Raw genomic sequence first — 24,187 nt, 5'->3', positions numbered from 1 at the left:
GGCTGGCAAGCAACAAAGGTTAAGCATAAAATCAACATTCCATTAACCTGGACTGACCAGTTAGCTCCCTTAAAACGCAAAAGAAAAACGGAAACCCGCTATGTCGACAACACCACTGACCCTGGAAGCCGCCCGCCGCAAGATCGGCGAAATTTTTGTCTACCACATGCCGTTCAACCGCGAGCTTGGCCTGGAGCTGCGCCGCTTCGACGATGACTACGTCGAGCTGAGCTTCCACCAACCAGCGCAAGCTGGTCGGCAACGCCGCGCAGGAAATTCTGCATGGCGGCGTGATCGCCGCCGTGCTTGACGTCGCCGCCGGGCTGGCCTGCGCCGGCGGCGTGCTGACGCGCCTGGAGCCGCTGGTCGAAGAGGAGATCGCCGCCAAGCTGTCGCGCATGGGCACCATCGACCTGCGCGTCGACTACCTGCGCCCCGGCCGCGGCGAGCACTTCGTCGCCTCCGCCAGCGTGATGCGCAGCGGCAACAAAGTCGCCGTCGCGCGCGTAGAACTGCATAACCACGACGGCCTGCATATCGCGACCGCCACCGCCACCTACCTGGTCGGCTGATGATTGTGTGCGGTGAGCGTCTTCAGTACACTCACCGCATCTTAAGTTCCCCACCAGAGTGACGTCATGGACGCAAAGCAAACGCGTCAGGGCATTTTCTTTGCCCTGGCCGCCTATTTTATGTGGGGCATCGCCCCGGCTTATTTCAAACTGATCCAGCAAGTGTCCGCGGATGAGATCCTCACCCACCGGATCATCTGGTCGTTTTTCTTCATGCTGGCGCTGATCACGCTGGGCCGCAACTGGCCTAAAGTGCGCGCCGCCTGCCAAAATCGCAAACGGCTGCTGTTGCTGGCGGTCACCGCGCTGTTGATCGGCGGCAACTGGCTGCTGTTCATCTGGGCGGTGAACAATCACCATATGCTGGAAGCCAGCCTGGGCTACTTCATCAACCCGCTGGTTAACGTGCTGTTGGGGATGCTGTTTCTCGGCGAACGTTTCCGCCGCATGCAGTGGGTGGCGGTGGCGCTGGCGTTCACCGGGGTGCTGGTGCAGCTCTGGCAGTTCGGGTCGTTGCCGATCATCGGTCTGGGGCTGGCGTTCAGCTTTGCCTTCTACGGCCTGCTGCGCAAGAAAATCGCCATCGACGCGCAGACCGGCATGCTGATTGAGACGCTATGGCTGCTGCCGGTAACGGCGGCCTATCTGTTCCTGTTCGCCGACAGCCCCACCAGCCACCTGAGCGCCAACCCGTGGTCGCTGAACCTGCTGCTGGTCGCCGCCGGCATCGTCACCACCGTGCCGCTGCTGTGCTTCACCGCGGCGGCTACCCGGCTGCGCCTGTCGACGCTCGGTTTCTTCCAGTATCTCGGCCCGACGCTGATGTTCCTGCTGGCGGTCACCTTCTACGGCGAGACCGTCGGCCAGGACAAGCTGGTGACCTTCGGCTTTATCTGGGCGGCGCTGATCCTGTTCACCCTCGACGCGCTCTATACCCAGCGCAAGCTGCGCTGAGCCCGGCGTCGCCGGGTTACAGCCAGTTCTTGCGCTTGAAGTACAGGTAAGGGGCCAGGCCCGCCAGGATCATCAGCGTGATCGCGCCCGGGTAGCCGAACGACCATTTCAGTTCCGGCATGAATTCGAAGTTCATGCCGTAGCTGGAAGCCACCAGCGTAGGCGGCAGGAACACCACCGACACTACCGAGAAGATCTTGATAATACGGTTCTGTTCGATGTTGATGAAGCCCATCGCCGCCTGCATCAGGAAGTTCACCTTCTGGAACAGCGATTCGTTGTGCGGCAGCAGGGATTCGATGTCGCGCAGCACTTCACGCGCCTGCTCCAGCTGGCCGGTCGGCAAACGCGCCTTGCGCACCAGGAAGTTGAGCGCACGCTGGGTATCCATCAGGCACAAACGCACCTTCCAGCCGATATCTTCCAGCTCCGCCAGCGTCGAGAGCGCGGCGTCGTATTCGTCGCCCTGATGCCCTTCCATGATCACCCGGCTGAGCTGTTCCAGATCGCTGTAGATATTCTCTATCTCGTCCGCCAGCTGTTCAATCTTGGTCTCGAACAGATCCAGCAGCAGTTCGTAAGCGTTGCCTTCGAGCATCGTCTGGTTGCGGGCGCGCATGCGGTACAGGCGGAACGCCGGCAGTTCGCGCTCACGCAGGGTATACAGGCGGCCGTCGCGGATGGTGAAGGCCACCGTGGAGTTGCCGGCGTGATCTTCCGCATCTTCAAAGTAGAAGAAGGAGTGGATATGCAGACCGTCTTCGTCTTCGAAGAAACGGGCGGAGGCTTCGATGTCGTCCAGTTCAGGACGCGTCGCCAGGCTTTGTCCCAGCTCATTCTGCACGCGCTCACGCTCGCCCTCTTCCGGCTCGACCAGATCAACCCACAGCGATGACGTGAGATCATCTGAGTCGTCCAGTTCCAGACGGGACAAGCGGCGGTTATCTAATTTAAAAGCGCTCAGCATGTGCCAAAACTCCGTGAAGGTAACGGGTGCGGACAACGCGTTGAAGCACAGAAACAGAGGGAGATGCGTATCACCGATTTGTTTCAGACCATGAAGAGATCTGACTCATAGCGACACTTTGCGGGGTCGCCGACAACCACGAAGGCTATCAGCAAAAACGGAGAGCCTTAGAAGTTATACCTGCGGCGCAGGTCAGTGAGCCAGTATCTACTGGGTGTGTCCAAGGCGTCTGTCCTCAATGATAATAGTGCGCGCATGTTACGCCGAGAAGAAAAAGCCTGTCAACACGTTAGGCGGGATAATTGCGCAACAAATCATCACGATGATCAATAGCAGAAATGGGGCTTAAACCGTACTGAAAAAGTCGCGGCGATCGCTTACCGCCACCAAGAATGTTGCTAAGATGACATCACCCTAATGGTACGACAAGCATGCGGATTTAAATGATGAAACAGATTACCGCCCATGAACTGACCGCGATGAGCGAACAGGCCGCCAGCGTGGCCCGCCTGCGCGCGCACCGCACCTTACACGAAGAGCTGAGCGACCCGGTGCAACGCCTGGCGATCGCCATGGAACCCGGCACCTATATCCGCCCGCACCGCCACCCGCAAACCTGGGAGCTGCTGACGCCGCTGCGCGGCCGCTTTGTGGTGCTGCAGTTCAACGATGACGGCGTCGTAACACAGCGCACCCTGCTCGGCGAAGAAACCAAAGTGCTGGAGATGCCGGCCTTTACCTGGCATGCGGTGCTGTCGGTCGATGCCGGCGGCGTAGTGTTCGAAGTGAAGCAGGGCCCGTATCAGGCGCTGACCGAAGAAGACTGCATGCAGTGGGCGCCGCAGGAAGGCGGTGAAGGCACCGAAGCGGTGATGCGCTGGTATGCCACCGCACAGGTCGGCGACCGGTACCCTCACTGATCGTGAAAGGTTGCAGGGGCTGGCCCCTGCAACGCCTCTCTCTTTATACCGTTTCCAAACGCGCGTAGGCCGCCACCAGCCATTTGATGCCCTCACCCGGGAAGGCGATCTGCAGCCGGCTGTGCTCGCCGCTGCCCTCCAGATTGACGATGGTGCCTTCGCCAAACTTGGGATGACGCACGCGCTGGCCCAGCTTGTAACCGGTGTCGTTCTCGCTGATCGGCGTGCCCATGCGGCGGTGATTGACCGGGCGCGATACGCTGGCGCGCAGGCGCACTTCTTCCACGCACTCCTCCGGCAATTCGCCGATAAAGCGCGACGGCCGGTGATAAACCTCTTTGCCGTACAGACGGCGCGTTTCAGCATAGGTCAGCGTCAGTTTCTGCATGGCGCGCGTCACGCCCACATAGGCCAGACGGCGCTCCTCCTCCAGACGGCCGCCTTCGTCCAGCGACATCTGGCTCGGGAACATGCCTTCTTCCATGCCGACGATAAACACCAGCGGGAACTCCAACCCCTTGGCTGAGTGCAGGGTCATCAGCTGCACCGCGTCCTGATAGGCGTCGGCCTGGCCTTCGCCCGCCTCCAGCGCCGCGTGCGACAGGAATGCCTGCAGCGGCATCAGATCCTGATCTTCTTCCTGATAGCTGAACTGGCGCGTCGCCGTCACCAGTTCCTCAAGGTTTTCGATGCGCGCCTGTCCCTTCTCGCCCTTTTCCTGCTCATACATGATGAACAGCCCGGAGTCGCGGATCACCCGATCGGTCTGCACGTGCAGCGGCATATCGGCGGTTTCATGGGCCAGCGACTCCACCAGCTCGATGAAGCGCTGCAGCGCCGACGCGGCGCGGCCGGCCAGAACCTTGTCCTGCATCAGTTCGCGCGTCGCCTGCCACAGCGTCAGCTGGCGATCGCGCGCCGCCTGGCGCACCACGTCGAGGGTGCGATCGCCGATGCCGCGCGTCGGGGTGTTGACCACGCGCTCAAAGGCCGCGTCGTCGTTGCGGTTGGAGATCAGGCGCAGGTAAGCCAGCGCATCCTTGATTTCCTGACGTTCGAAGAACCGCTGGCCGCCGTAGATACGGTACGGCATCGCCGTCTGCAGCAGCGCCTCTTCCAGCACGCGCGACTGGGCGTTGCTGCGGTACAAAATGGCGCAATCGTTCAGCGCGCCGCCGTTGTCTTGCCAGGTCTTGATGCGGTTGACCACAAAGCGCGCTTCGTCGAGTTCGTTGAAGGCGCAGTAGAGGGAAATCGGCTCGCCTTCGCCGCCTTCGGTCCACAGGTTTTTACCCATGCGCCCGTCGTTGTTGGCGATCAGGGTGTTGGCCGCTTTCAGGATGTTGCTGGTGGAACGGTAGTTCTGCTCCAGGCGGATGGTTTCCGCGCCGGGGAAATCCTTCAGGAAGCGCTGGATGTTTTCCACCTGCGCGCCGCGCCAGCCGTAGATAGACTGGTCATCGTCGCCGACGATCATCACGTTGCTGTTGCCGCCCGCCAGCAGGCGGATCCAGGCGTACTGGATGCTGTTGGTATCCTGGAATTCGTCCACCAGCACGTTGGTGAAACGCTCGCGGTAGTGGTTGAGGATATGCGGCTTGTTCAGCCACAGCTCGTGCGCGCGCAGCAGCAGCTCGGCGAAATCCACCAGCCCCGCGCGATCGCAGGCTTCCTGATAGGCCTGGTAGATGCGCAGCCAGGTGGCCTCTACCGGGTTGTTGTAGGTCTCGACGTGCTGCGGGCGCAGGCCTTCGTCTTTCTTGCCGTTGATGTACCACATCGCCTGACGCGGCGGCCACTGTTTCTCGTCGACGTTCAGCGCCTTGATGATGCGCTTGAGCAACCGCAGCTGGTCGTCGCTGTCGAGGATCTGGAAATCCTGCGGCAGGTTGGCTTCCAGATGATGAGCGCGCAGCAGGCGGTGCGCCAGACCGTGGAAAGTGCCGATCCACATGCCGCCCTGGCTGGTGCCGATCAGATGTTCGATACGGTGGCGCATTTCCGCCGCCGCCTTGTTGGTGAAGGTCACCGCCATGATCGAATACGGTGAGCAGTTCTCCACCGACAGCAGCCAGGCGATGCGATGCACCAGCACCCGCGTCTTGCCGCTGCCCGCTCCGGCCAGAACCAACAGGTTGCTGCGCGGCGCCGCCACGGCTTCACGTTGTTTTTCATTCAGGCTGTCGAGCAGATCGGAGACGTCCATAGGCACCACTAATGGTTAAGGAAAAACCCGCCGGCGACGGGTTTTTCACTGGAAATTTATACAGAGTTCTGGCAGGGATTATAACAATGCTGTCAGCGATGCCAACTGCGAAATCTCAATATGCGGCAGCAGGCGGCTGTCGGCGGCCTGCATCAGGCTGCGTTGCCGATCGTTGATCCAACAGGCCTGCAGCCCCGCGCGCAGCGCGCCGGCCACGTCGGTGGTCAGATCGTCGCCCACGTGCAGGATCTGCTCGGGCGCCACGCCCAGCCGCTCGACGGCCAGGTGATACATGTCCTGATACGGCTTGGCGCGCCCGTCCGGCCCGGAACGCAGCACAAACTGAAAGTAGCCGTCCAGGCCGCACTGCGCCGGATCGGCGTTGCCGTTGGTGATCGCCACCAGCGGGTAGCGCGCCGCCAGCGCCTTCAGCGTGGCATGGGTCGCTTCCGGCACCTCGATACGGCTGCGCCACAGCGCGAAATTCTGCATCGCCGCATCGGCCCCGATCGCCGCTTCGGCGTCGCGCAGCCCCTGCCGGCTCAACGCCAGATGAATGGCGCGCCAGCGCCACTGGGTGACGTCGTGGTAGATCTCCGGATCCTGCTCGCGCAGTTCCTGGCGCAGGCGGTGGAAATCCGCCGACTGGAAGCCGTTCAGGCCGGGATGGTAGCTCTGCAGGAAGGCCACCGACTGCTGCTCGGTTTGCCGGATCACCGGACGGTTGTCATACAGCGTGTCGTCCAGATCGAAAGTCAGCGCCGCCAGCGGGCGCAGCGGGCGATAAAAATGCATCAGGATTTCCCCCGTTTGGCGCGCGGATGCGCGGCATCGTACACGTTCGCCAGATGTTGAAAGTCGAGGTGGGTATAAATTTGCGTGGTGGTCAGGTTGGCGTGGCCGAGCAGCTCCTGCACCGCGCGCAGATCGCCGCTGGACTCCAGCATATGGGTGGCGAAGGAGTGGCGCAGCTTGTGCGGATGGATATGGCTATTGACGCCCTGCTTCACGCCCCATTCGGCGAAGCGTTTTTGCACGTTGCGCGTCGAGATGCGTCGCCCCTGATTGGACAGGAACATGGCGTCGTCCTGCGGCCCAAACAGATCGCGCATCGCCAGCCAGTGTTCCAGCCAGGTGACGGCGGTGCGCCCAATCGGCAGTTTGCGTTCTTTGCTGCCTTTCCCCATCACCCACACCTCGCCGGCCGCCATATCGACATGGCGGCAATCCAGCCCCACCAGCTCGGAGAGGCGCAGGCCGGCGCCGTACATCACCTCGAGCATGGCGCGATCGCGCACCGCCCGCGGATCGGTGAGATCGATCTCCAGCAGTTGGTTCATTTCATCGACGTCGATGTTTTTCGGCAGATGGCGGCCGCTGCGCGGCGTGCGGATGCCCTTGGCTGGGTTGGCGTGCAGCACGCCCTGGCTGACCAGCCAATCGAGGAAGCTACGCAACGAAGAGAGCCGCAGCGCCAGGCTGGCGGACTGCAGACCGGCGCGTTTGCTGCGCGCCGCCAGCATGCGCACCCGGGCGGCGTCCAGCGTCGTCCAGTCGGTGACGCCGATCTCCTGCGCCAGGCGCATCAGCGCCGTCAGCTGGCGTGAATAGCTGAGCTGCGTCAGCGGGCTGAGTTGCCGTTCTACCTTGAGATAACGCAGAAAAGCGTCCACCGGCTGCTGCAGGCTGGGCGCAATCGGCGTCATGCGCGTTCGATCCAGCGTTCCAGCAGCGCCGGCAGCATGCGCGCCAGCTGATTGAGCATCACCGTACCCATGCCCTGCTGATAATGTTGCGTATCGCGGCTGCTGAAGATCACCATGCCCAGCTCGCCGTCGTCGCCCAACATCGACAGCGCCACCGAGCCAATTTGGCCAATCTGTTTGGCCTGCGGCAACAGCAGCAGCAGCTCGGGGCCGTTCAGGCTGCCGAGATAGTGTTGTTCGCTGCCCAGCCGCTGAATGCGGAACGGCTCGAACGCCGAACGCATCAGCGCCAGGTGGGTGAAATCGGAAGGCGCGCCGATATTCCAGCGCTCGGCGAACAGCCGAACCGTGGCGCCGGCCAAACCGAAGCCGCGCGCCCAGCGCTGCAGCCGGTTTAGCATGTCCTGCAGGCTGTCGGCGGTGGCCAGATCGGCCTGCAGGTGCAGCAGTCTAGCGAACAGCCCTTCGTTGGCGCTGGCCTGCTCCATCAACAGCGTGATCTCTTCTTCCAGCCGTTCGATGTGATTGCGCTGGCGAGCCAGATGCCATTCCACCAGCGAAACGGTGCCGCGCACCGGGTGAGGCACGCGCATCTGCTCAACCTGGCGCGCGTTGCGAATAAAGAAATCCGGGTTCTGCAGCAGGTACTGCATCACGGCGTCGTCATCCAGCGCCAGGCCGGCGACGCTCTGTTCTTCTACGCTTTTCATAGATGAATAAATCCGTCATAGACATGGGTTGCCGGACCGGTCATAAACAGCGGATTGCCCGGCCCTTTCCAGCGAATATGCAGGCTGCCGCCCGGCAGTTCTACATGCACCTCTTCTGACAGCAATTCCTGTTGGATCCCTACCGCCACCGCCGCGCAGGCGCCGCTGCCGCAGGCCTGCGTTTCACCGGCGCCGCGCTCGTAAACGCGCAGCTTGATGTGATCGCGGCTGACCACTTGCATAAAGCCGATGTTGGCCCGTTCCGGGAAGCGCTCGTGCCCTTCCAGCACCGGCCCAAGCAGCTCCACCTTGGCGGTTTTTACATCATCCACCTGCAAAACACAATGCGGGTTGCCCATCGACACCACGCCGCACAGCACGGTATGTTCCGCCGCGCGCATGATGTAGGTCTTTTCCGCCTTGGCGGCGCGGAACGGCACCGCCTGCGGATCGAAATTCGGCTCACCCATGTTGACGCACACCAGATCGTCGTCGGTGACGCTGAGCACCATACGCCCGGTTTGGGTGCTGACGCGGATATCGCGCTTGTTGGTCAACCCTTTCAGCCGCACAAAGCGCGCGAAACAGCGCGCGCCGTTGCCGCACTGCGCCACTTCGCTGCCGTCGGCGTTAAAAATTCGGTAGTGAAAATCCAGCTCGGGATCGTAAGGCGGTTCTACCACCAGCATCTGGTCAAAGCCGACGCCCAGGTGCCGATCGGCCAGCCGGCGGATCAGCTCAGGTGAAAAATAGACATTCTGTGTAACGGCATCGACCACCATAAAGTCGTTGCCCAGACCGTGCATTTTGGAGAACTGCATATCATACTCCGCTATCTGGACGCGCTATCCGTCTTGATTTTGCGGCGGCGCTCGCCACCGCAAACCGGGTGTTACTGGGCAACCATCGACGGTTTTTGCTGAGAGCCAGACTGCTCCTGCTGGTTCTTTTGCAGCTGATCGCCCGTTTGCACCGGCGGTTTGGCCGGTTTTTGGCCGGCGGAGTCGGCAGGTGGGAAGTAAAGCGGGCCTTTCAGACCACAGCCGGCGAGGCCGGTAACCAGAACGGCCATCAGCGCATAGCGTAGTTGTTTTTTCATTTGCATTAATGCCTGTAATTCATGCGTCCAAGGTCTCTATAATCGCAGGTGGATCATGAAAAGCAATAGGAATTGAATATGAACGACAGTGAGTTTCACCAGTTGGCCGACCAGCTGATGCTGAATATTGAAGAGACACTGGACGATTTTGACGGCGATGCGGATATCGATTACGAAACCAATGGCGGCGTGATGACGCTGAGCTTCGAAAACGGCACCAAAATCGTCATCAACCGCCAGGAGCCGCTGCACCAGGTGTGGCTCGCCACTAAGGCCGGCGGTTACCACTTCAACTACCGCGACGGCGTCTGGGTATGCGATCGCAGCGGGCAGCCGTTTTACCAACTGCTCAGCGAAGCGGCCAGCGCGCAGGCCGGCGAGGAACTGAGTTTTTCCTGAGGCTAAGCAGGGCTCGGCAACCGAGCCCTTGCGGCGTCAATGCAGCTGGAACTGCTGCTTCAGCGGCTGAGCGGCGCCGTCGGCCACCGTCACGCACAGGCTGGACAGCACGTTGCTGCGGAACGGGATCACCTGCGTGCGCCCGTCGAGCTGCACGATTTGATAGAACTGCGGCAGGTTGAAGTTGATGAAGCTGGAGCCGTAGGTAAAGCGGTCGTGCGACGAGGAATAGAAGCGGCTGACGTCGCGCACCAGCTCCTCTTTGCTGCCCTCGCAGTGGTGATACACCTCCACCCGATTCGACTCATCCAGAATATAGATGTTGAAGCCCTTGTCGTCTGAGGTGTCTTCGAAGAAGAACTGGATGATCCCCTCGCTGGCGAAACCGTCCACCACCGGCGGCAGATGCACCTGATCGGTTTCCACCTTGATAGACAGGCCGTGCAGCTTGTTGTTGGAGATGGCGCCGTAAAACTCCACCGCGTTCTCCAGCTTCTGCACCGACACGCTCAGGCGCTCGAAGAACAGCCCCCAGGTTTGCCCGGCGACGCGCACCGCCTTGAAGCGGCCGGGTTCCAGCCGGGTGCTGGACAGGCGCAGCTCGATGCACTCCGACACCAGCTGCTGAATGCGGGTACGAATAAGGCCGCGCAGGTGCTGACTGTAGCAGAACACTTCCACCGACTCCGGCGGCGCGGCGTCCTGGTGCATTTTGCCGAGAATGGTTTTCAATGCTTCCAGCACCGACTGCTCGCCGCTGAAATGCAGGGTACGCACTTCGTTCCAGGAGTTGCGATACAGCAGATCGATGCTGCCCACCAAACACTGCTGCTGCTGGCCGAAGCTGAACACGTCCAGCTTGCGGAAATCGAAGTGCACCACCTGATTGCGGAAGGCGGCGGTCGGATCGTTTTCCAGATTGACGATGATCGCCAGATGGCGAATCTCGCACGGGCTGTACAACGCTTTCGGCGTTGGCGCCGGCAGGCGCAGCGGGAAGTGATGGGAAACGTCGGCCACCAGCTCCTGCAGCTTGGCGGTGTCGCACAGATTGCCGCTCTTGATGTGCAGGCGGGTCTGCGGCGTTAGCAGGCCGTTGAAATAGGCCCAGGCCACCAGCTTGTTCAGGTAGCGGTTATATTCCAGCGGCTGATGGCTGACGATCGAATCCATAGCCGGTGCCTGATTATACAGGTACCAGCCGGTGCGGTTGGCGCGGCCAACCGGCACATGAATAAAGGTTAAATCGTTTTCCGACAGGTCCGGTGAAATCTGCGGGTTCACCAGCGTCACCTTGCCGGGCAGCGCTTCGAACGCCGCATACAGTTTGCGGGTCAGCACGCCGATATCCTGCGGGCTGGCGCTGACGCTGAGGTTGTTGCGGCGGGCGAAACGGATCAGGTTGCGGTAGCTCTGCATCATCGCGTCGAGCAGTTCGTTGTGCGCTTCGCGCACTCGCTCGATCTTCCAGTTGGCGCGGTTGTCCAGCATCGCCAGACGCTCTTCGCTCCAGCCCCACTCGCTGACCAATTGGCTGAGGATCTCGCGCCGCCAGCCGACGCAGGCCTTGGCCAGCGACAGCTTTTCACACACTTTCAGGTAGAAACAGCGACGGGCCAAATCGAGGCGGGTGGTGTCGTTGATGTCGGTGAGGTAGCGGGTGACGCGCTCGAGCATCATGCAGTAGGCGTCGAGCCCGAAGCTGACGATCTCGCCCTGGTGCAGGCGATGTTTGATGTCCGTCGCCAGCAGTTGGGTATTGGGGTATTCCCAGGAATAGGCTTCCAGCAGCAGGGTCTTCAGCACCGCCTTGTAAGGCGAATCGATGCTCTTGTACAGCTGCCAAAGGCTGGCGCCGAAGTACTCTTCCGCCGACAGCGAACTCAGGCCGCCGAGATCCAGCCACTCGTTCGGCGTCAGCGCGCCCTGCGCGTACAGCGACAGCACGTATTCATCGTAGTGCGCTTCTTCTTCGCCCGGCACCATGTTCCACAGGATGCGTTTGCCGGCCAGGCGCACCGCGGTGCGGTAGAACTCGTCCAGCAACAGGATGTGCTGCGTCGAGCCGCAGTCTTCGCCGCCCAGGCTGCCGCTTTCATTATGGCGGAAGCGGTTTTCGTCGATCAGGAAGAAGCTGACTTCCACCCCCATCGACGCGGCCCACTTCTCAAGCAGGCTGCATTTTTGCTGCAGGCGGGTGCGTTCTTCGTTGTCCAGCCAGGACTGGTGGCAGACCCAGATGTCGAGATCCGAGCTGCAGCTTTGGCCGATAGACGAGGTGCTGCCCATCGAATAGACGCCGGTGATCGGCAGCTCGCCGCTGGCCGGTTTGTCAAACGGGCTGCCCCATTTGTCTTCTAAATCGTTCAGGTAATCTTGTTGAGTTTCATCAGGCGTGTAGAGGCAAATGCCGTGGGGAACGTTACCGTTCAGGTAACCCGGCATCAGCGGGTGGTGGTGGTGCAGTAAGGTGGGCAGCAGACTGTATACCCGTTGAAACGCGGGCTTCATAGCCGCCAGGGCGCGATCGACGCGTAGCTGATTGATCGCATCCAGTCTCTGCTTCAATGTCTCGATGTAGAGGTACAAGACGTCTCGCCTGATTATCCCGGTGTTTAGAAAAAAACCCGTATTCCATAAGCGCCGTTAGTGTAAGAAGAATATTTGGCGACTTATTGCTGGAAACGTGATCAATTTAACACCTTGCTGATTGACCGTAAAGGAGGTAACGCTTCACAATTATTGTAGCGCTTCCCTAAACGATTTACCCGCAGTGTTAACTGCCCCAAAGCACATCACACGTCCCTTTGATTCCGTTGTCCTTTTTCCGCCTCCGGCTTCTTGCACTGACAGTATTGACTCTCAGTGGTAGGATGGATGGCGAAATATAAAAACGGTAACAAGCATGTTAGACAAAATTATTCGAATTGCCACCCGACAAAGCCCGCTTGCACTTTGGCAAGCACATTATGTGCAGCAACGTCTGATGGCCTGCCATCCCGGCCTGCAGGTCGAGTTGGTGCCGATGGTCACCCGCGGCGACGTTATTCTGGATACGCCGTTGGCGAAAGTCGGCGGTAAAGGCCTGTTTGTTAAAGAACTCGAGCTCGCGCTGCTGGAAGGCCGCGCCGACATCGCCGTGCATTCGATGAAAGACGTGCCGGTCGATTTCCCTGCCGGGCTCGGTTTGACCACCATTTGCGAACGCGAAGATCCGCGCGACGCTTTTGTTTCCAATCGTTTCGCCTCGCTCGATCAGCTGCCGCTGGGCAGCGTGGTCGGCACCTCCAGCCTGCGCCGTCAGTGCCAGCTGCGTGAACGCCGCCCGGATCTTGTCGTGCGCGACCTGCGCGGTAACGTCGGCACTCGCCTGGCCAAGCTGGACAACGGCGACTACGACGCGATTATCCTGGCGGTGGCCGGCCTGAAGCGTTTAGGCCTGGAGCAACGCATCCGCAGCCCGCTGAGCGCCGAAGAGTGCCTGCCGGCGGTCGGCCAGGGTGCGGTCGGCATTGAATGCCGTCTCGACGACAGCGTCACCCGCGCGCTGCTGGCGCCGCTGAACCATGCGGCCACCGAAACCCGCGTGCGCGCCGAGCGGGCGATGAACACCCGCCTGGAAGGCGGCTGCCAGGTGCCGATCGGCAGCTATGCCGAACTGGATGGCGACAGCCTGTGGCTGCGCGCCCTGGTCGGCGCGCCGGACGGCAGCCAGATGGTGCGCGGCGAACGCCGCGGCCCGGCCGCCGAGGCCGAACGGATGGGCGTTGAGCTGGCGGAAGAGTTGCTGGCGCGCGGCGCGCGCGAGATCCTGCGCAAGGTTTATCAGGGAAATCCGCCGGCATGACGATCCTGGTAACCCGCCCATCGCCTTCGGGGGAGCTGTTAGTGAGCCGGCTGCGCGCACTCGGCCGGGTTGCCTATCATGCACCGCTGATCGACTTCGCGCCGGGCGGCGATCTGCCGAAGCTGCCGCAGGCGTTGCAGCAGCTTAGCGCCGGCGATCTGGTCTTCGTGCTGTCGCAACATTCGGTGAGTTATGCCGATTCGGTTATCGGCCGCGCCGGGCTGAGCTGGCCCGCTCACCTGGCTTATTACGCCATCGGCCGCACCACCGGGCTGGCGCTGCACCGCATCAGCAGTTTGCCGGTGGAATACCCGCGCGAACGCGAGATCAGCGAAACGCTGCTGCTGCTGCCGGCGCTGCAAAAATTGGCGGGCAAACGCGCGCTGATTTTACGCGGCAACGGCGGCCGCGAACTGTTGGGGTCGACGCTGAGCGAGCGCGGCGCCGAGGTCAGCTATTATGAATGCTATCAACGCAGCCCGGTGCACTACGACGGCAGCGAGCAAAGCGCCCACTGGCAGCGCGCCGGTGTGGATACGCTGGTGGTGACCAGCGGTGAAATGTTACAACAGCTCTATACTTTAGTTCCTGATTACTATCGTTCTTCATGGCTGCTGCGTTGCCGCCTGGTAGTAGTGAGCGAACGCCTGGCTACCCTCGCCCGGGAATTGGGCTGGCGTACGATTCGGGTAGCTGACAACGCCGATAATGACGCGCTGATCCGCGCGCTACAATAATCTGACTATGGGATGTGCCACTATGACGGAACAAAATACCCCAGCCGCCCCGGTTGAAGAACCCACCACCGCGGTTGAGAGCTCCCAGCAGCCAGCCGCTGCCAGCCGCAAAGGCAAGAACACCGGCCCGGTGCTCGGCGCGATCGCTATCGTGCTGGTCATCGCCCTCGGCGCGGGCGGTTATTACCATACGCACAAGCAGGCACAACAGCTGATCGCCGCCAATCAGGCGCTGCAGCAGCAGCTTGACGGCGTGAAGCAGAGCCAGCAGCAGGAAAGAAATGCGCTGGAAGGCTTGTTGCAACAGCAGGGTAAAACCCTGGACGCCGCCGATCGCGAGCAGGCGAACCTGGCGCGCCAACTGAGCGAGCTGCAGGAAAAAGTGGCGACCATCTCCGGCAGCGACGCCAAAACCTGGCTGCTGGCGCAGGCCGATTTCCTGGTGAAAATGGCCGGCCGCAAGCTATGGAGCGATCAGGACGTGACCAGCGCCGCCGCGCTGCTGAAAAGCGCCGACGCCAGCCTGGCGGACATGAACGATCCGAGCCTGCTCGACGTGCGCCGCGCCATTACCGAAGACATCAGCACGCTTTCTACGCTGACCCAGGTCGATTACGACGGCATCATCCTCAAGGTCAATCAGCTGTCCAATCAGGTGGATAACCTACGCCTGGCCGATAACGACACCGACGAAGCGCCGATGGATCAAAACAGCAGCGAGCTCTCCGGCTCGATCGGCGAATGGCGGCAGAACCTGGCCAAGAGCTGGCGCAATTTCATGGCCGACTTCATCACCATCCGCCGTCGCGATACCAGCGCCGAACCGCTGCTGGCCCCGAATCAGGACATCTACCTGCGCGAAAACATCCGTTCGCGCCTGCTGGTGGCCGCACAGGCCATTCCGCGTCACCAGAACGAGACCTACAAGCAGTCGCTGGAAACCGTCTCCACCTGGGTGCGCGCCTATTTCGACACCACCGACCCGGCGACCAAGGCCTTCCTTGAAGAGCTGGACAGCCTGAGCCAACAGTCGATCTCGATGGACGTGCCGGATCAGCTGAAAAGCCAGCCGCTGCTCGAAAAAGTGATGCAGACCCGGGTGCGCAACCTGATGACCCAGTCCCCTGCCGCTCATCAGGAGGGTTAAGCCATGTTACGCGTGCTATTTCTGTTCCTGGTGGTGATCGCCAGCGTGGTGCTCGGGCCGATGTTGGCCGGGCATCAGGGCTATGTGCTGATCCAGACCGATAACTACAATATTGAAACCAGCGTCACCGGCCTGGTGATCATGTTGGTGCTGCTGTTCGTGGTGCTGCTGGCGATCGAGTGGATCCTGCGCCGCATCTTCCGTACCGGCGCCCGCACGCGCGGTTGGTTTATCGGCCGCAAGCGCACCCGCGCGCGTCAGCAAACCAAAGCCGCGCTGATCAAACTGGCGGAGGGCGACTACAAGCAGGTTGAAAAGCTGATGACGCGCAACGCCGATCACGCCGAACAGCCGGTGGTGAACTATCTGCTGGCCGCCGAGGCTGCGCAGCAACGCGGCGATGACTTCCGCACCAACCAATATCTGGAGCGGGCCGCCGAAGCCGCCGATACCGATCAGCTGCCGGTGGATATCACCCGGGTTCGCATCCAGCTGGCGCAGGGCGAGAACCACGCCGCGCGCCACGGCGTCGATCGCCTGCTGAACCAAGCGCCGCGCCATCCGGAAGTGTTGCGCCTGGCGGAACAAGCCTATCTGCGCACCGGCGCCTATGCGTCGCTGCTGGAAGTGCTGCCGTCGATGCGTAAAATCGAACTGCACAGCGAAGAGCAGCTGCAGGCGTTGCAGCAACAGGCTTACATCGGGCTGATGAATCAGGCGATGGCGGACGAAGGCAGCGAAGGCCTGAAGCGCTGGTGGAAAGATCAGAGCCGCAAGACGCGTCACGAAGTGCCGCTGCAAATCGCGATGGTGGAGCACCTGATCGAATGCAACGACCACGAACTGGCGCAGGAGATTGTGCTCGACGGCCTGAAACGCCAATATGACGAGCGCCTGGTGCTGTTGCTGCCACGGCTGAAGTCCGGCAACCCCGAGCAGCTTGAGAAAGCGCTGCGTCAGCAGATGAAGCAGCACGGCGCGACGCCGCTGTTGAACAGCACGCTGGGGCAGTTGCTGATGAAGCACGGCGAGTGGCAGCAGGCGGCCGACGCCTTCCGCGAAGCGCTGAAACAGCGTCCGGACGCCTACGATTACGCCTGGCTGGCCGATACGCTGGAGAAACTGCATCGTTCGGATGAAGCGGCGCAGATGCGGCGTGAAGGACTGATGTTGACGCTGAAACAGAACGGCGGCGAATAACCGCCCGCCCGGCAGAGAAAGCGTGGCCTCGGTGCCACGCTTTTTTTTGCCCGTTAGCTTGCTGAAGCGCAAAAAAAAACACTTGCCGCATGGCAAGTGTATAAAGAAGCAATCAGGTCTAGGACAACAGGGGCGGTGCCTCACTCAACGTTTTGCCCTGAGCGTGATGACGGGTTAGTCATCGTTCTCGTGGGCGATAGGCACCCTAAATCGGCTCTGCGTCATTCCCAGGGTTTATGAAGCCTAAGGCGAACATAAGAAATGGAATGAGCATCTACGCTGTAGGTATTGCACTTGGCGTGCCAACTTTCAGACCCAGGAAAGTTGCTATAAAAAATAGCATTCAATTGATTGAAAATATTGAATTTTTATTTACTTCCTAACTTTCGCTCAGCATGCCGTCCCCTGTCATTCTTTACCCACGGCCGATCTGATGCTGTCGCCGTAAAACGACGACTTAAGCCAAAGCCACTTTTAATGTTTAAAATCAATGGATTATATGTCTCAAACTGGCGACAACGTCGAACCACATTGTCGCTGAAAACCTACACACGTGCCGGTTGAGACAAAATGCCAATGTTCAGATACGCAAAAACCCGTGCAATGCTGCACGGGTTGGTCGCTATGCGTTTCGTCGCGGCGGGAAGGACTTACCCTCATAAACGGCGGACGTAAAAAAACCGACTTACGTCGGTTTCTTTGAAACTGGTCAGCGAGAGAAAGATGACGCGCGCCCCAGGATGTAAACGCCCTTCGAGCCGTTGCTAAAGCAACGTCGTCTCGCTTCACGAGGCTCGAACCTCCTGCGGAGGTGCTCATCCTCATAAACTGCAGGCGTAAAAAAACCGACTTGCGTCGGTTTCTTTGAAAGTGGTCGGCGAGAGAGGATTTGAACCCCCGACCCACTGGTCCCAAACCAGTTGCGCTACCAGGCTGCGCTACTCGCCGATTTGTGTTGCTCATACTACCCGATTTATCAGACCGTTGTCCATATAAATCTTATATTTATCAGATATTTTGCGTGGTGCGAAGAGAGGGACTTGAACCCTCACGTCCGTAAGAACACTAACACCTGAAGCTAGCGCGTCTACCAATTCCGCCACCTTCGCACTGTCACAAAATACTGCTAAATCTTCACTTCGCTTAGGAAGTGGGGTGGCTAATGGGACTCGAACCCACGACAACTGGAATCACAATCCAGGGCTCTACCAACTGAGCTATAGCCACCATTACTACTTCTTCTTACTCACGCGGTAATATTACCACCGCAGCTCCTGCGCACAAACTTAATGGCGCGCCCGACAGGATTCGAACCTGAGACCTCTGCCTCCGGAGGGCAGCGCTCTATCCAGCTGAGCTACGGGCGCGTAGCGCCGTTGCGGGAGGGGATACTACGGATTTACGCCAATCCTGTCTAGTGCTTTTTCGCAGAAATGTTGCGTTTGATTACGCTTTGCTCACTCCTGCGCAGGAAAGCGCACTCCGTAGCCCCTTTTCACCGTTTATTGCCGCGTTTCTACCCGATTTTCAGCCGGATGATGTTTCTTATGCATGCCGAAAGCGAAGTAGCACAGGCTGACGCCCGCTAAGAAAATCGCCCCGACCAGCAGGGAAATTCGCGTATCCGGGTTGATTCCCATGCCGACCAGCACGCAAACCAGAAAAGCGATGGTCAGATAGTTCACATACGGGAACATGATCGACTTAAAGCTGTGGTTTTTGATCGCTTCCTTGTGCGCGCGGCGGAAATAGAGTTGGCTTATCAGCACCACGAACCACGGCACCATGCCCGGCAACACGCTGGCGCTGTAGACATAGACGAACACCTGCTCCGGATTAGGGATGATGTAGTTCAGCGCGGAGCCCACCAACAGGCAGCCGATGGTGACGGCGATGCAGTTGACCGGCACGCCGCTGGCGGAAAGCTTGGTCAGCGCCGCTGGCAGTTGGCGATTCTTGGCCAGGGCGTACAGCATGCGGCCGCCGCTGTACATGCCGCTGTTGCAACCGGAAAGCGCGGCGGTCAGTACCACAAAGTTAATGATGCCGGCAGCAGCGACGATGCCGATCTTGGCGAAGGTCAGCACGAACGGGCTGCCGGTAGTGCCGATGCCGTTCCACGGGAAGATGGTCACGATGACGAAGATCGCGCCGACATAGAAGATCAGGATGCGCCACAGGATATTGTTGATCGCACGTTTCAGCGTTACCTGTGGGTTTTTGGCTTCACCGGCGGTAATGCCCACCAGCTCAACCCCCTGATAGGACGCCACCACGATGCACAGCGCAAACAGGAAGCCCTTCCAGCCGCCGGCAAAGAAGCCGCCGTGCGCCGTCAGATTGGCGAAACCTATAGGTTCACCGCCGTTGCCGAAACCGAAGAAGATCACCCCCAGCCCCACCAAAATCATCACGATGATGGTGGTGACCTTGATCATGGCGAACCAGAACTCCAGCTCACCGTACAGGCGCACCGCCGCCAGGTTGGCCAGCGCCACCATCGCCACGGCGATCAGCGCGGGGACCCACTGCGGTATTTCCGGGAACCAGAACTGCACATACACCCCGATGGCGGTGATCTCCGAAATGCCGACGGCGATCCACATAAACCAGTAACCCCAGGCGGTGAGGTAGCCGAAATAGGGATTCATGTATTTATGCGCGTAAACGGCGAACGACCCGGCGACCGGCTCGAGGAACAGCATCTCCCCCATCGAACGCATAATGAAGAACACGAACAGCCCGGCGATGATGTAAGCCAGCAGTACCGACGGCCCGGCCCATTTCAGCGTACTGGCCGATCCCATAAACAGGCCGACACCAATGGTGCCCCCGAGAGCGATAAGCTCGATGTGCCGGGCCTCAAGGCCTCGGTGTAGCCCTTGCGGTTTCTCTTTGTGTGCCATAAATCCTCAATAATTTTTCTCGGGTTGTGTTTGCCTGCCGGCCGCTGCCGGTCGTTATTGTCATTATTAAAAGAATAAATCATCCCCTGCCGTTCGGGTTGGCATCAACGGGTAGTCGGAGCGAAGTTACCGTGAGAAGAACATCGTTCAGCGCTGTCGCATCAGGCTTCAGCGGCCAGGGATAATTTCCGGGCGGTATCGTTTCGCATTTCGTCGCTATAAGCAAACCGCAATTTAAAACTTTATGGAATAAATGCGGCGACGTTTAGGGCTGGGGGTTATAGATATGCGGGAGAAATAGGCAAAAGCAGATTATTGGTACAGCAGACCGGGGCGAACCGACACATTCCACCCCGGATAAGCGATTACATTTTGCCGCTGTAGTAGTAGCCGACAAACTTCAACAGCTTCAGCTGCCGGCCGATGCGGCTGGGCTGGCTGAGCAGGCGGTAAAGCCACTCCAGACCGAGGTTCTGCCACACCTTGGGCGCACGTTTCACATGGCCGGTAAACACGTCGTAGGTGCCGCCCACGCCCATATACAGCGCCTGCGGATGCACCTTGCGGCAGTCGCGCATCAGGATCTCCTGCTTCGGCGATCCCATCGCCACCGTCACGATGGCGGCGCCGCTGGCGCGAATACGCTCGAATAGCGCCTCTCGCTGCTCCGGTTTGAAATAGCCGTCCTGGCTGCCCACCAGGTTGACATTCCACTGGCTGCGCAGCTTTTGCTCGGTTTCCGCCAAGACTTCCGGCTTGCCGCCGACCAGGAAGACCGGCGTGCCTTCGCGGCCGGCGCGCTGCATCAAGGCTTCCCAAAGGTCGGCGCCCGCGACGCGCGAAACGTCCGCCGCCGGGTATTTGCGGCGAATCGAGCGCACCATGCTGATGCCGTCGGCGTACTTGTACTCCGCTTCATCCAGCAACGCATGCAGCGCCGGGTCCTCTTCCGCCTTCAGGATCTTTTCCGCATTCATGGCCACCAACGTGCCCTGTTTGACCCGGCCGCCGTCGAACAGAAAGTCCATGCAGTGCGCCATATCGCGAAAACCCCACAGGCTGAAACCGCGCAGCTCATACTGCGGCACCGAAATCTTTGTTTCCATCGTCGTCATTACCCTTACAAAAGACCGTCCGCCCGTGGGGGAGAGGCCAGCGCGCGGGCGCGCGTCACTCTGGCCTTGATGAGCCCGGCGGTATCGAACAGCCAATACAGCAACTTCGCCAGCACCAGACAGGCGCCGAAAATAATGCAGAAGAACACCACGCGCGAAACGAATGAGTCCACCCCTTCGCGCGCCAACACGATCATGTTGAACACCGCGCCGAAGCAGAATCCTTGCAGGATAGCCGCCTTATAGCGGTTCGGTTCGGTTTTGCCCAACTCATACAGCCAGTCGAACCACTTGATGATCATGCCCACCAGAATCGCGCCGAGCGGGATGAACAGCGCGCCGCCCATCACCACCAGCGAACCGATCAGCGTCGGGGATATCGCCAGCCCAGAGTGGTTGTTCAGCACTTCCCAGGTGAAATAGTTGGCCGAGTTCAGCACCACGTCCGGCCGGCCCGGCCATAGCCACGTTGGGATAAAGACGTAGAAATCACGCAGGATCGGCGCCAGGCCCTGGAAATCGATCTTGTCGTAATTTTGCAGCAGCAGCGCCAGATTTTCCCACGGCGAGAAGGTGTCTCGGGTCAGATAGAGGAAGGTATAAAACGCTTCCGCGCCGCTGACGTCCAGGCTGTAGCGCTTCAACGCCAGCCAGAACATGCCGACCACGCCGAATATGCCGGCCGCCGCCAACATCCACAGCGTGATCCAGCCGCGCACGATGCCGATAAACAGGAACAGCGCGAAGGCGATGATGATATTGGCGCGGGTGCCGCCAACGATCACGTAGGTCAAAATGCCGAACGCCACCGTCGCCACCAGGAACAAGAACCAGGCGCTCAGATCCTGCCGCAGGAAATAGACCACCAGCATCGCCGGAATGAAGAAGTAGAAGAACCGTTTGAGCGCCACGCCGGACACGTCGCTGGAGAAGATCTGGCTGTAGGAATTGAGCTTGAACAGCAGGAAGCCGTTCTGCATGAAGAAGATACCCACGGTCCCGATCGCCACCAGCGCCAGCAGCACCCAGGTCATATGGGTTTCCACCCGATTCATGGTGAACAGCGCCGCGCGCGGCTGAGAGCGGCGCTTGCGCAGCCGGGTCTTGTAGGTGACGTAATAGATGGCGTAAAACGCCGTCGCCGACAGCAAGGCGTACAGCAGAAACTCCACCGGCACCACCTCGACGTCAAACTGAAACACCAGCAGACAGGTCAGCGGGAAGCCGAAATAAAACGTCAGCAAATACAGCAGCGAGAAGAAGACGTTGAAGTTAAAGCGCACGCGCCGAAACTCCTGGTAGGTCAGCGTCAGAATAAACGTCAGGCTGACCAGGTAGACGACGAACAGACCGCCGAATTGCGCCAACGTCATGAGTGCTCTCCCGCCGCCAGCGCCAGGGCTTGCTGCCAGCCATCGACATAGTTCGGATTAAAGAAGGCGATCGTCTGCTTATCCACCGCCGCCAGCTGACGCTGCGCTTCGCGCACCACCGCCTCGTCGAGCGAGTCGCCGTAGAACAGCACCGGCAGGTGCTGTTCCGCCAAATCCTGCCAGAACGGGTTCTGCCGGCTGAGCACGAAAGGCACGCCAAACTGAATCAGCAGACACAGGGTGCCTATCCCCTGCTGGCGATTGAAAATGAAATAACCCAGATCGCAGGCGCGCAGGATGTTGAGGTAGTCCTCAAACGCCACCTGCTGCGTGAGCAGCTGCAGGTTTTTCTCGCCGAACAGCGGCAACCCGGCGGCGCGCACCTGCTCGATGTAGGCGTCGTTATTGGCCGGATAGCCCATCGGCAGGATCACGCGCACGTCGGCGCCGAACTGCTGATGTATCGCCTGCAGCGCTTCGATATGCCGGTTGCTGCGATCGCCGGAGTTGCCCACCAGAATCGTCATCGGCCCGGCCAGATTTTTCTCGACGTGAACGTCGGTCAGCGCCGGATCCATCCGCGTCGGGAAGTACAACAACGAGGCCGGCACCCGCGCATGGCGCTGCTGATAGTGGATCACGTCGCCGCGGGTGGCGAACACGTTCCCCACTCGCCCCTGAGCAATGCGGCGCAGCAGGTAAAACAGCCGAAACTTCCAGCTGGTGGCGTCTTCATACAGATCGGCGCCCCAAATATGCCAACTGACCTGATGCGCCTTGATCTTGCCGCTCAGCAGCGCCAGCCACAGCCCCGGGTTAAACTGACCGTGCAGGAAGAAGCGCGCATCGCGATCGGCCTGGGCGCGGGCGATCACCGCCGCCGCCAGGCTCTTCTTGTCGGCGTAAGGCTCAATGTTCAGGGCGGGGAAATCCCCCAGTGCCGCCACATCCTTGGCCGCCACCATAAAATGCCGCGTCTGCTCAGCCGGCAAACGCGGCGCCAGCACGTCGTTGAAGAAGCGCAGCACTGTCTGGTTATGATGCGGGATATCGGATCCCAGAACGTGAATCAGTGTGGTCATACTCGTCTACGATAAATAAGAAACACGCAGCTACAGAGCGCGAAATACACGATGTAGGTTGCCATATAGGCCTGAGCCGCCCCCAGCGCGCCGCGCAGCGGGATAAGCCAGTGCGAGAACAGCGTCAGCAGCAGAAACTGGCTGACTTCCGTCAGGATATAAAAGCGCAGCGACGCTTTGGCGATCACCAGATAGCCGAACACATAAGCCCCGACTTTCAGCACGTCGCCCACCAGCTGCCAGGCAAACAGATCGCGCATGGCGACGAACTTGTCCGAGAACAGCAGCCAGATGGCGAAATCACGCAGCAACCACACCGTAAAGCTCGCCGCCGCTACCGCCGGCAGCACGAATTTCAGCGAGCGCACGATCTCCCGCGAGATGGCGCCCTTGTCCGTCAACCGCGACAGCGTCGGCAGCAGATAGACGGTAAACGAGGCGGTGATAAACTGCAGATAGGCATCGGAAATGCTGCTGACGCCTTGCCAGATCCCCACTTCATCCCAACCGTAATGCGCGGCCAACAGGTTACGCATCATCACGTAAGCCACCGGCAGCGTCACCGAGGTGATCAACGCCATGAGGGTGAATTTGCCGAGATTGCCGGCCACCCCTTTGTCCCAGCGCGGAGCCAGGTAGCGCAGCGGCAACGTTTTGCGCCGCCACAGCATCAGCCCGGCCGGCAGCACCACCAACGCCGGCACCAACGCCAGCCCTGCCAGCGCGCCTTCATAGCCGCCCAGCTTGAAGCACAGATAATAAGCCACCACGCCGATCAGGCTGCCGCCGATCACCGCCAGCGCGTTGCCCATCGCGTCGCGATAGCCTTTCAGCACCGCCATGAACAGGTTGGCGTAGGCGATGCCCATCTGAATGAAGGCGACGGCGCGCACCACGCCGACGTAATCGGCATGCCCGAACAGCCCGATGCTGATCGGCTCGGCGGCGAACAAAAACACCAGCGCCAGCAAGGTCGAAAAGCCCAGCACAATGCTCGACGCGGTGCCGACCGCCAGACGCAGACGCTGCGAGTCCTGGTGGTACTCCGCCACGTACTTGGTGATGCCGTTAAAAATGCCCGCGCCGGACAGCACGCCCAGCACGGTGATCAACTGGCGAAAGTTACCCGCCTGCCCCACGCCGCTGGGGCCAAACGCCACCGCCAGCAGTTTCACCACCAATAGCCCCACGCCAATTTTGATCAGCGTGGAGCCGGCGGTCCATATCGACGCTTTTGCCAACGACAT

General features: G+C 60.2%; 20 protein-coding genes, 4 tRNA genes and 1 pseudogene. 8 read left to right on the top strand and 17 right to left on the bottom strand.

What is annotated here, in order from left to right:
- Nucleotides 1-100 precede the first annotated feature (100 nt).
- Nucleotides 101-572: pseudogene (locus tag ACORQT_RS00725) on the top strand (thioesterase family protein).
- Nucleotides 573-638: 66 nt separating this feature from the next.
- A complete protein-coding gene (gene rarD / locus ACORQT_RS00720) occupies nucleotides 639-1,526 on the top strand; it encodes an EamA family transporter RarD (protein WP_444859303.1) in 888 nt (295 codons plus the stop codon).
- A 16-nt stretch (nucleotides 1,527-1,542) separates the two neighbouring features.
- On the opposite strand, the gene corA is transcribed toward rarD, so the two are convergent.
- On the bottom strand, nucleotides 1,543-2,493 hold the full coding sequence (corA, locus tag ACORQT_RS00715) for a magnesium/cobalt transporter CorA (RefSeq protein ID WP_004934262.1): 951 nt from the start codon (nucleotides 2,491-2,493) through the stop codon (nucleotides 1,543-1,545).
- Between the two features lie 446 nt (nucleotides 2,494-2,939).
- On the opposite strand from corA, the gene ACORQT_RS00710 reads away from it, so the two are divergent.
- On the top strand, nucleotides 2,940-3,413 hold the full coding sequence (locus tag ACORQT_RS00710) for a WbuC family cupin fold metalloprotein (RefSeq protein ID WP_025160392.1): 474 nt from the start codon (nucleotides 2,940-2,942) through the stop codon (nucleotides 3,411-3,413).
- A gap of 43 nt (nucleotides 3,414-3,456) precedes the next feature.
- On the opposite strand, the gene uvrD is transcribed toward ACORQT_RS00710, so the two are convergent.
- The 6 genes from uvrD to lptM all read right to left on the bottom strand — a co-directional run bounded on the left by uvrD (nucleotide 3,457) and on the right by lptM (nucleotide 9,134).
- Nucleotides 3,457-5,619 (bottom strand): DNA helicase II, encoded by a 2,163-nt coding sequence (uvrD, locus tag ACORQT_RS00705; RefSeq protein WP_025304874.1) that lies wholly within the window; start codon nucleotides 5,617-5,619, stop codon nucleotides 3,457-3,459.
- 78 nt (nucleotides 5,620-5,697) lie between these two features.
- The gene (gene yigB, locus ACORQT_RS00700) at nucleotides 5,698-6,414 is read right to left on the bottom strand and encodes a 5-amino-6-(5-phospho-D-ribitylamino)uracil phosphatase YigB (RefSeq protein WP_033636653.1); all 717 of its coding nucleotides are present in this window, start codon (nucleotides 6,412-6,414) and stop codon (nucleotides 5,698-5,700) included.
- The gene (xerC, locus tag ACORQT_RS00695; RefSeq protein ID WP_444859302.1) at nucleotides 6,414-7,325 is read right to left on the bottom strand and encodes a tyrosine recombinase XerC; all 912 of its coding nucleotides are present in this window, start codon (nucleotides 7,323-7,325) and stop codon (nucleotides 6,414-6,416) included. The genes yigB and xerC overlap by 1 nt, the downstream gene beginning before the upstream one ends.
- Nucleotides 7,322-8,035: a DUF484 domain-containing protein gene (locus ACORQT_RS00690; RefSeq protein WP_042783445.1), complete on the bottom strand. Its 714-nt coding sequence runs from the start codon at nucleotides 8,033-8,035 to the stop codon at nucleotides 7,322-7,324. The genes xerC and ACORQT_RS00690 overlap by 4 nt, the downstream gene beginning before the upstream one ends.
- The gene (dapF, locus tag ACORQT_RS00685; protein WP_004934244.1) at nucleotides 8,032-8,856 is read right to left on the bottom strand and encodes a diaminopimelate epimerase; all 825 of its coding nucleotides are present in this window, start codon (nucleotides 8,854-8,856) and stop codon (nucleotides 8,032-8,034) included. Before dapF ends, ACORQT_RS00690 begins: the two co-directional genes overlap by 4 nt.
- Nucleotides 8,857-8,927: 71 nt before the next feature.
- Nucleotides 8,928-9,134 carry an LPS translocon maturation chaperone LptM gene (lptM, locus tag ACORQT_RS00680; protein WP_084587942.1) on the bottom strand — a complete coding sequence of 69 codons (207 nt, stop codon included), beginning with the start codon at nucleotides 9,132-9,134 and terminating at the stop codon, nucleotides 8,928-8,930.
- 78 nt (nucleotides 9,135-9,212) lie between these two features.
- On the opposite strand from lptM, the gene cyaY reads away from it, so the two are divergent.
- The gene (gene cyaY, locus ACORQT_RS00675; protein ID WP_033645025.1) at nucleotides 9,213-9,533 is read left to right on the top strand and encodes an iron donor protein CyaY; all 321 of its coding nucleotides are present in this window, start codon (nucleotides 9,213-9,215) and stop codon (nucleotides 9,531-9,533) included.
- A 36-nt stretch (nucleotides 9,534-9,569) separates the two neighbouring features.
- On the opposite strand, the gene ACORQT_RS00670 is transcribed toward cyaY, so the two are convergent.
- The gene (locus ACORQT_RS00670; protein WP_019452546.1) at nucleotides 9,570-12,122 is read right to left on the bottom strand and encodes a class I adenylate cyclase; all 2,553 of its coding nucleotides are present in this window, start codon (nucleotides 12,120-12,122) and stop codon (nucleotides 9,570-9,572) included.
- Between the two features lie 316 nt (nucleotides 12,123-12,438).
- Between ACORQT_RS00670 and hemC the strand changes: the two genes are divergently transcribed.
- From hemC to hemY, 4 genes are read left to right on the top strand one after another with little or no spacing between them, the layout of a single operon-like run.
- Nucleotides 12,439-13,380 (top strand): hydroxymethylbilane synthase, encoded by a 942-nt coding sequence (gene hemC, locus ACORQT_RS00665; protein ID WP_033652430.1) that lies wholly within the window; start codon nucleotides 12,439-12,441, stop codon nucleotides 13,378-13,380.
- Nucleotides 13,377-14,117, top strand: a complete 741-nt coding sequence (hemD, locus tag ACORQT_RS00660) for a uroporphyrinogen-III synthase (RefSeq protein WP_004934231.1) — start codon at nucleotides 13,377-13,379, stop codon at nucleotides 14,115-14,117. The genes hemC and hemD overlap by 4 nt, the downstream gene beginning before the upstream one ends.
- Before the next feature lie 22 nt (nucleotides 14,118-14,139).
- Nucleotides 14,140-15,264, top strand: coding sequence for a uroporphyrinogen-III C-methyltransferase (hemX, locus tag ACORQT_RS00655; protein WP_033645029.1), 1,125 nt, complete (start codon nucleotides 14,140-14,142; stop codon nucleotides 15,262-15,264).
- A 3-nt stretch (nucleotides 15,265-15,267) separates the two neighbouring features.
- Nucleotides 15,268-16,464, top strand: coding sequence for a protoheme IX biogenesis protein HemY (gene hemY / locus ACORQT_RS00650; protein WP_033645031.1), 1,197 nt, complete (start codon nucleotides 15,268-15,270; stop codon nucleotides 16,462-16,464).
- Nucleotides 16,465-17,335: 871 nt separating this feature from the next.
- On the opposite strand, the gene ACORQT_RS00645 is transcribed toward hemY, so the two are convergent.
- From ACORQT_RS00645 to wzxE, 9 genes are all read right to left on the bottom strand, one after another.
- Nucleotides 17,336-17,412 (bottom strand) — tRNA-Pro (locus ACORQT_RS00645).
- Between the two features lie 74 nt (nucleotides 17,413-17,486).
- Nucleotides 17,487-17,573: transfer RNA gene (locus tag ACORQT_RS00640), tRNA-Leu, on the bottom strand.
- Between the two features lie 42 nt (nucleotides 17,574-17,615).
- Nucleotides 17,616-17,691: transfer RNA gene (locus tag ACORQT_RS00635), tRNA-His, on the bottom strand.
- A gap of 63 nt (nucleotides 17,692-17,754) precedes the next feature.
- Nucleotides 17,755-17,831 (bottom strand) — tRNA-Arg (locus tag ACORQT_RS00630).
- 135 nt (nucleotides 17,832-17,966) lie between these two features.
- Nucleotides 17,967-19,370, bottom strand: coding sequence for a bifunctional threonine/serine APC transporter ThrP (thrP, locus tag ACORQT_RS00625; protein ID WP_004934226.1), 1,404 nt, complete (start codon nucleotides 19,368-19,370; stop codon nucleotides 17,967-17,969).
- Nucleotides 19,371-19,735: 365 nt separating this feature from the next.
- Nucleotides 19,736-20,476, bottom strand: a complete 741-nt coding sequence (gene wecG, locus ACORQT_RS00620) for a lipopolysaccharide N-acetylmannosaminouronosyltransferase (RefSeq protein ID WP_025304866.1) — start codon at nucleotides 20,474-20,476, stop codon at nucleotides 19,736-19,738.
- Nucleotides 20,477-20,490: 14 nt separating this feature from the next.
- On the bottom strand, nucleotides 20,491-21,858 hold the full coding sequence (gene wzyE / locus ACORQT_RS00615; protein WP_164057875.1) for an ECA oligosaccharide polymerase: 1,368 nt from the start codon (nucleotides 21,856-21,858) through the stop codon (nucleotides 20,491-20,493).
- Nucleotides 21,855-22,940: a TDP-N-acetylfucosamine:lipid II N-acetylfucosaminyltransferase gene (locus tag ACORQT_RS00610; RefSeq protein WP_033645035.1), complete on the bottom strand. Its 1,086-nt coding sequence runs from the start codon at nucleotides 22,938-22,940 to the stop codon at nucleotides 21,855-21,857. The genes wzyE and ACORQT_RS00610 overlap by 4 nt, the downstream gene beginning before the upstream one ends.
- Nucleotides 22,937-24,187 carry a lipid III flippase WzxE gene (wzxE, locus tag ACORQT_RS00605; RefSeq protein ID WP_033645036.1) on the bottom strand — a complete coding sequence of 417 codons (1,251 nt, stop codon included), beginning with the start codon at nucleotides 24,185-24,187 and terminating at the stop codon, nucleotides 22,937-22,939. The genes ACORQT_RS00610 and wzxE overlap by 4 nt, the downstream gene beginning before the upstream one ends.

Origin of the sequence: Serratia sp. (in: enterobacteria) (assembly GCF_052400455.1) — a bacterium.
In the GTDB taxonomy this organism is placed as follows: domain Bacteria; phylum Pseudomonadota; class Gammaproteobacteria; order Enterobacterales; family Enterobacteriaceae; genus Serratia; species Serratia ureilytica.
Note: the sequence above shows the minus strand (reverse complement) of the source record. Positions and strands in the feature narration are given on the sequence as shown.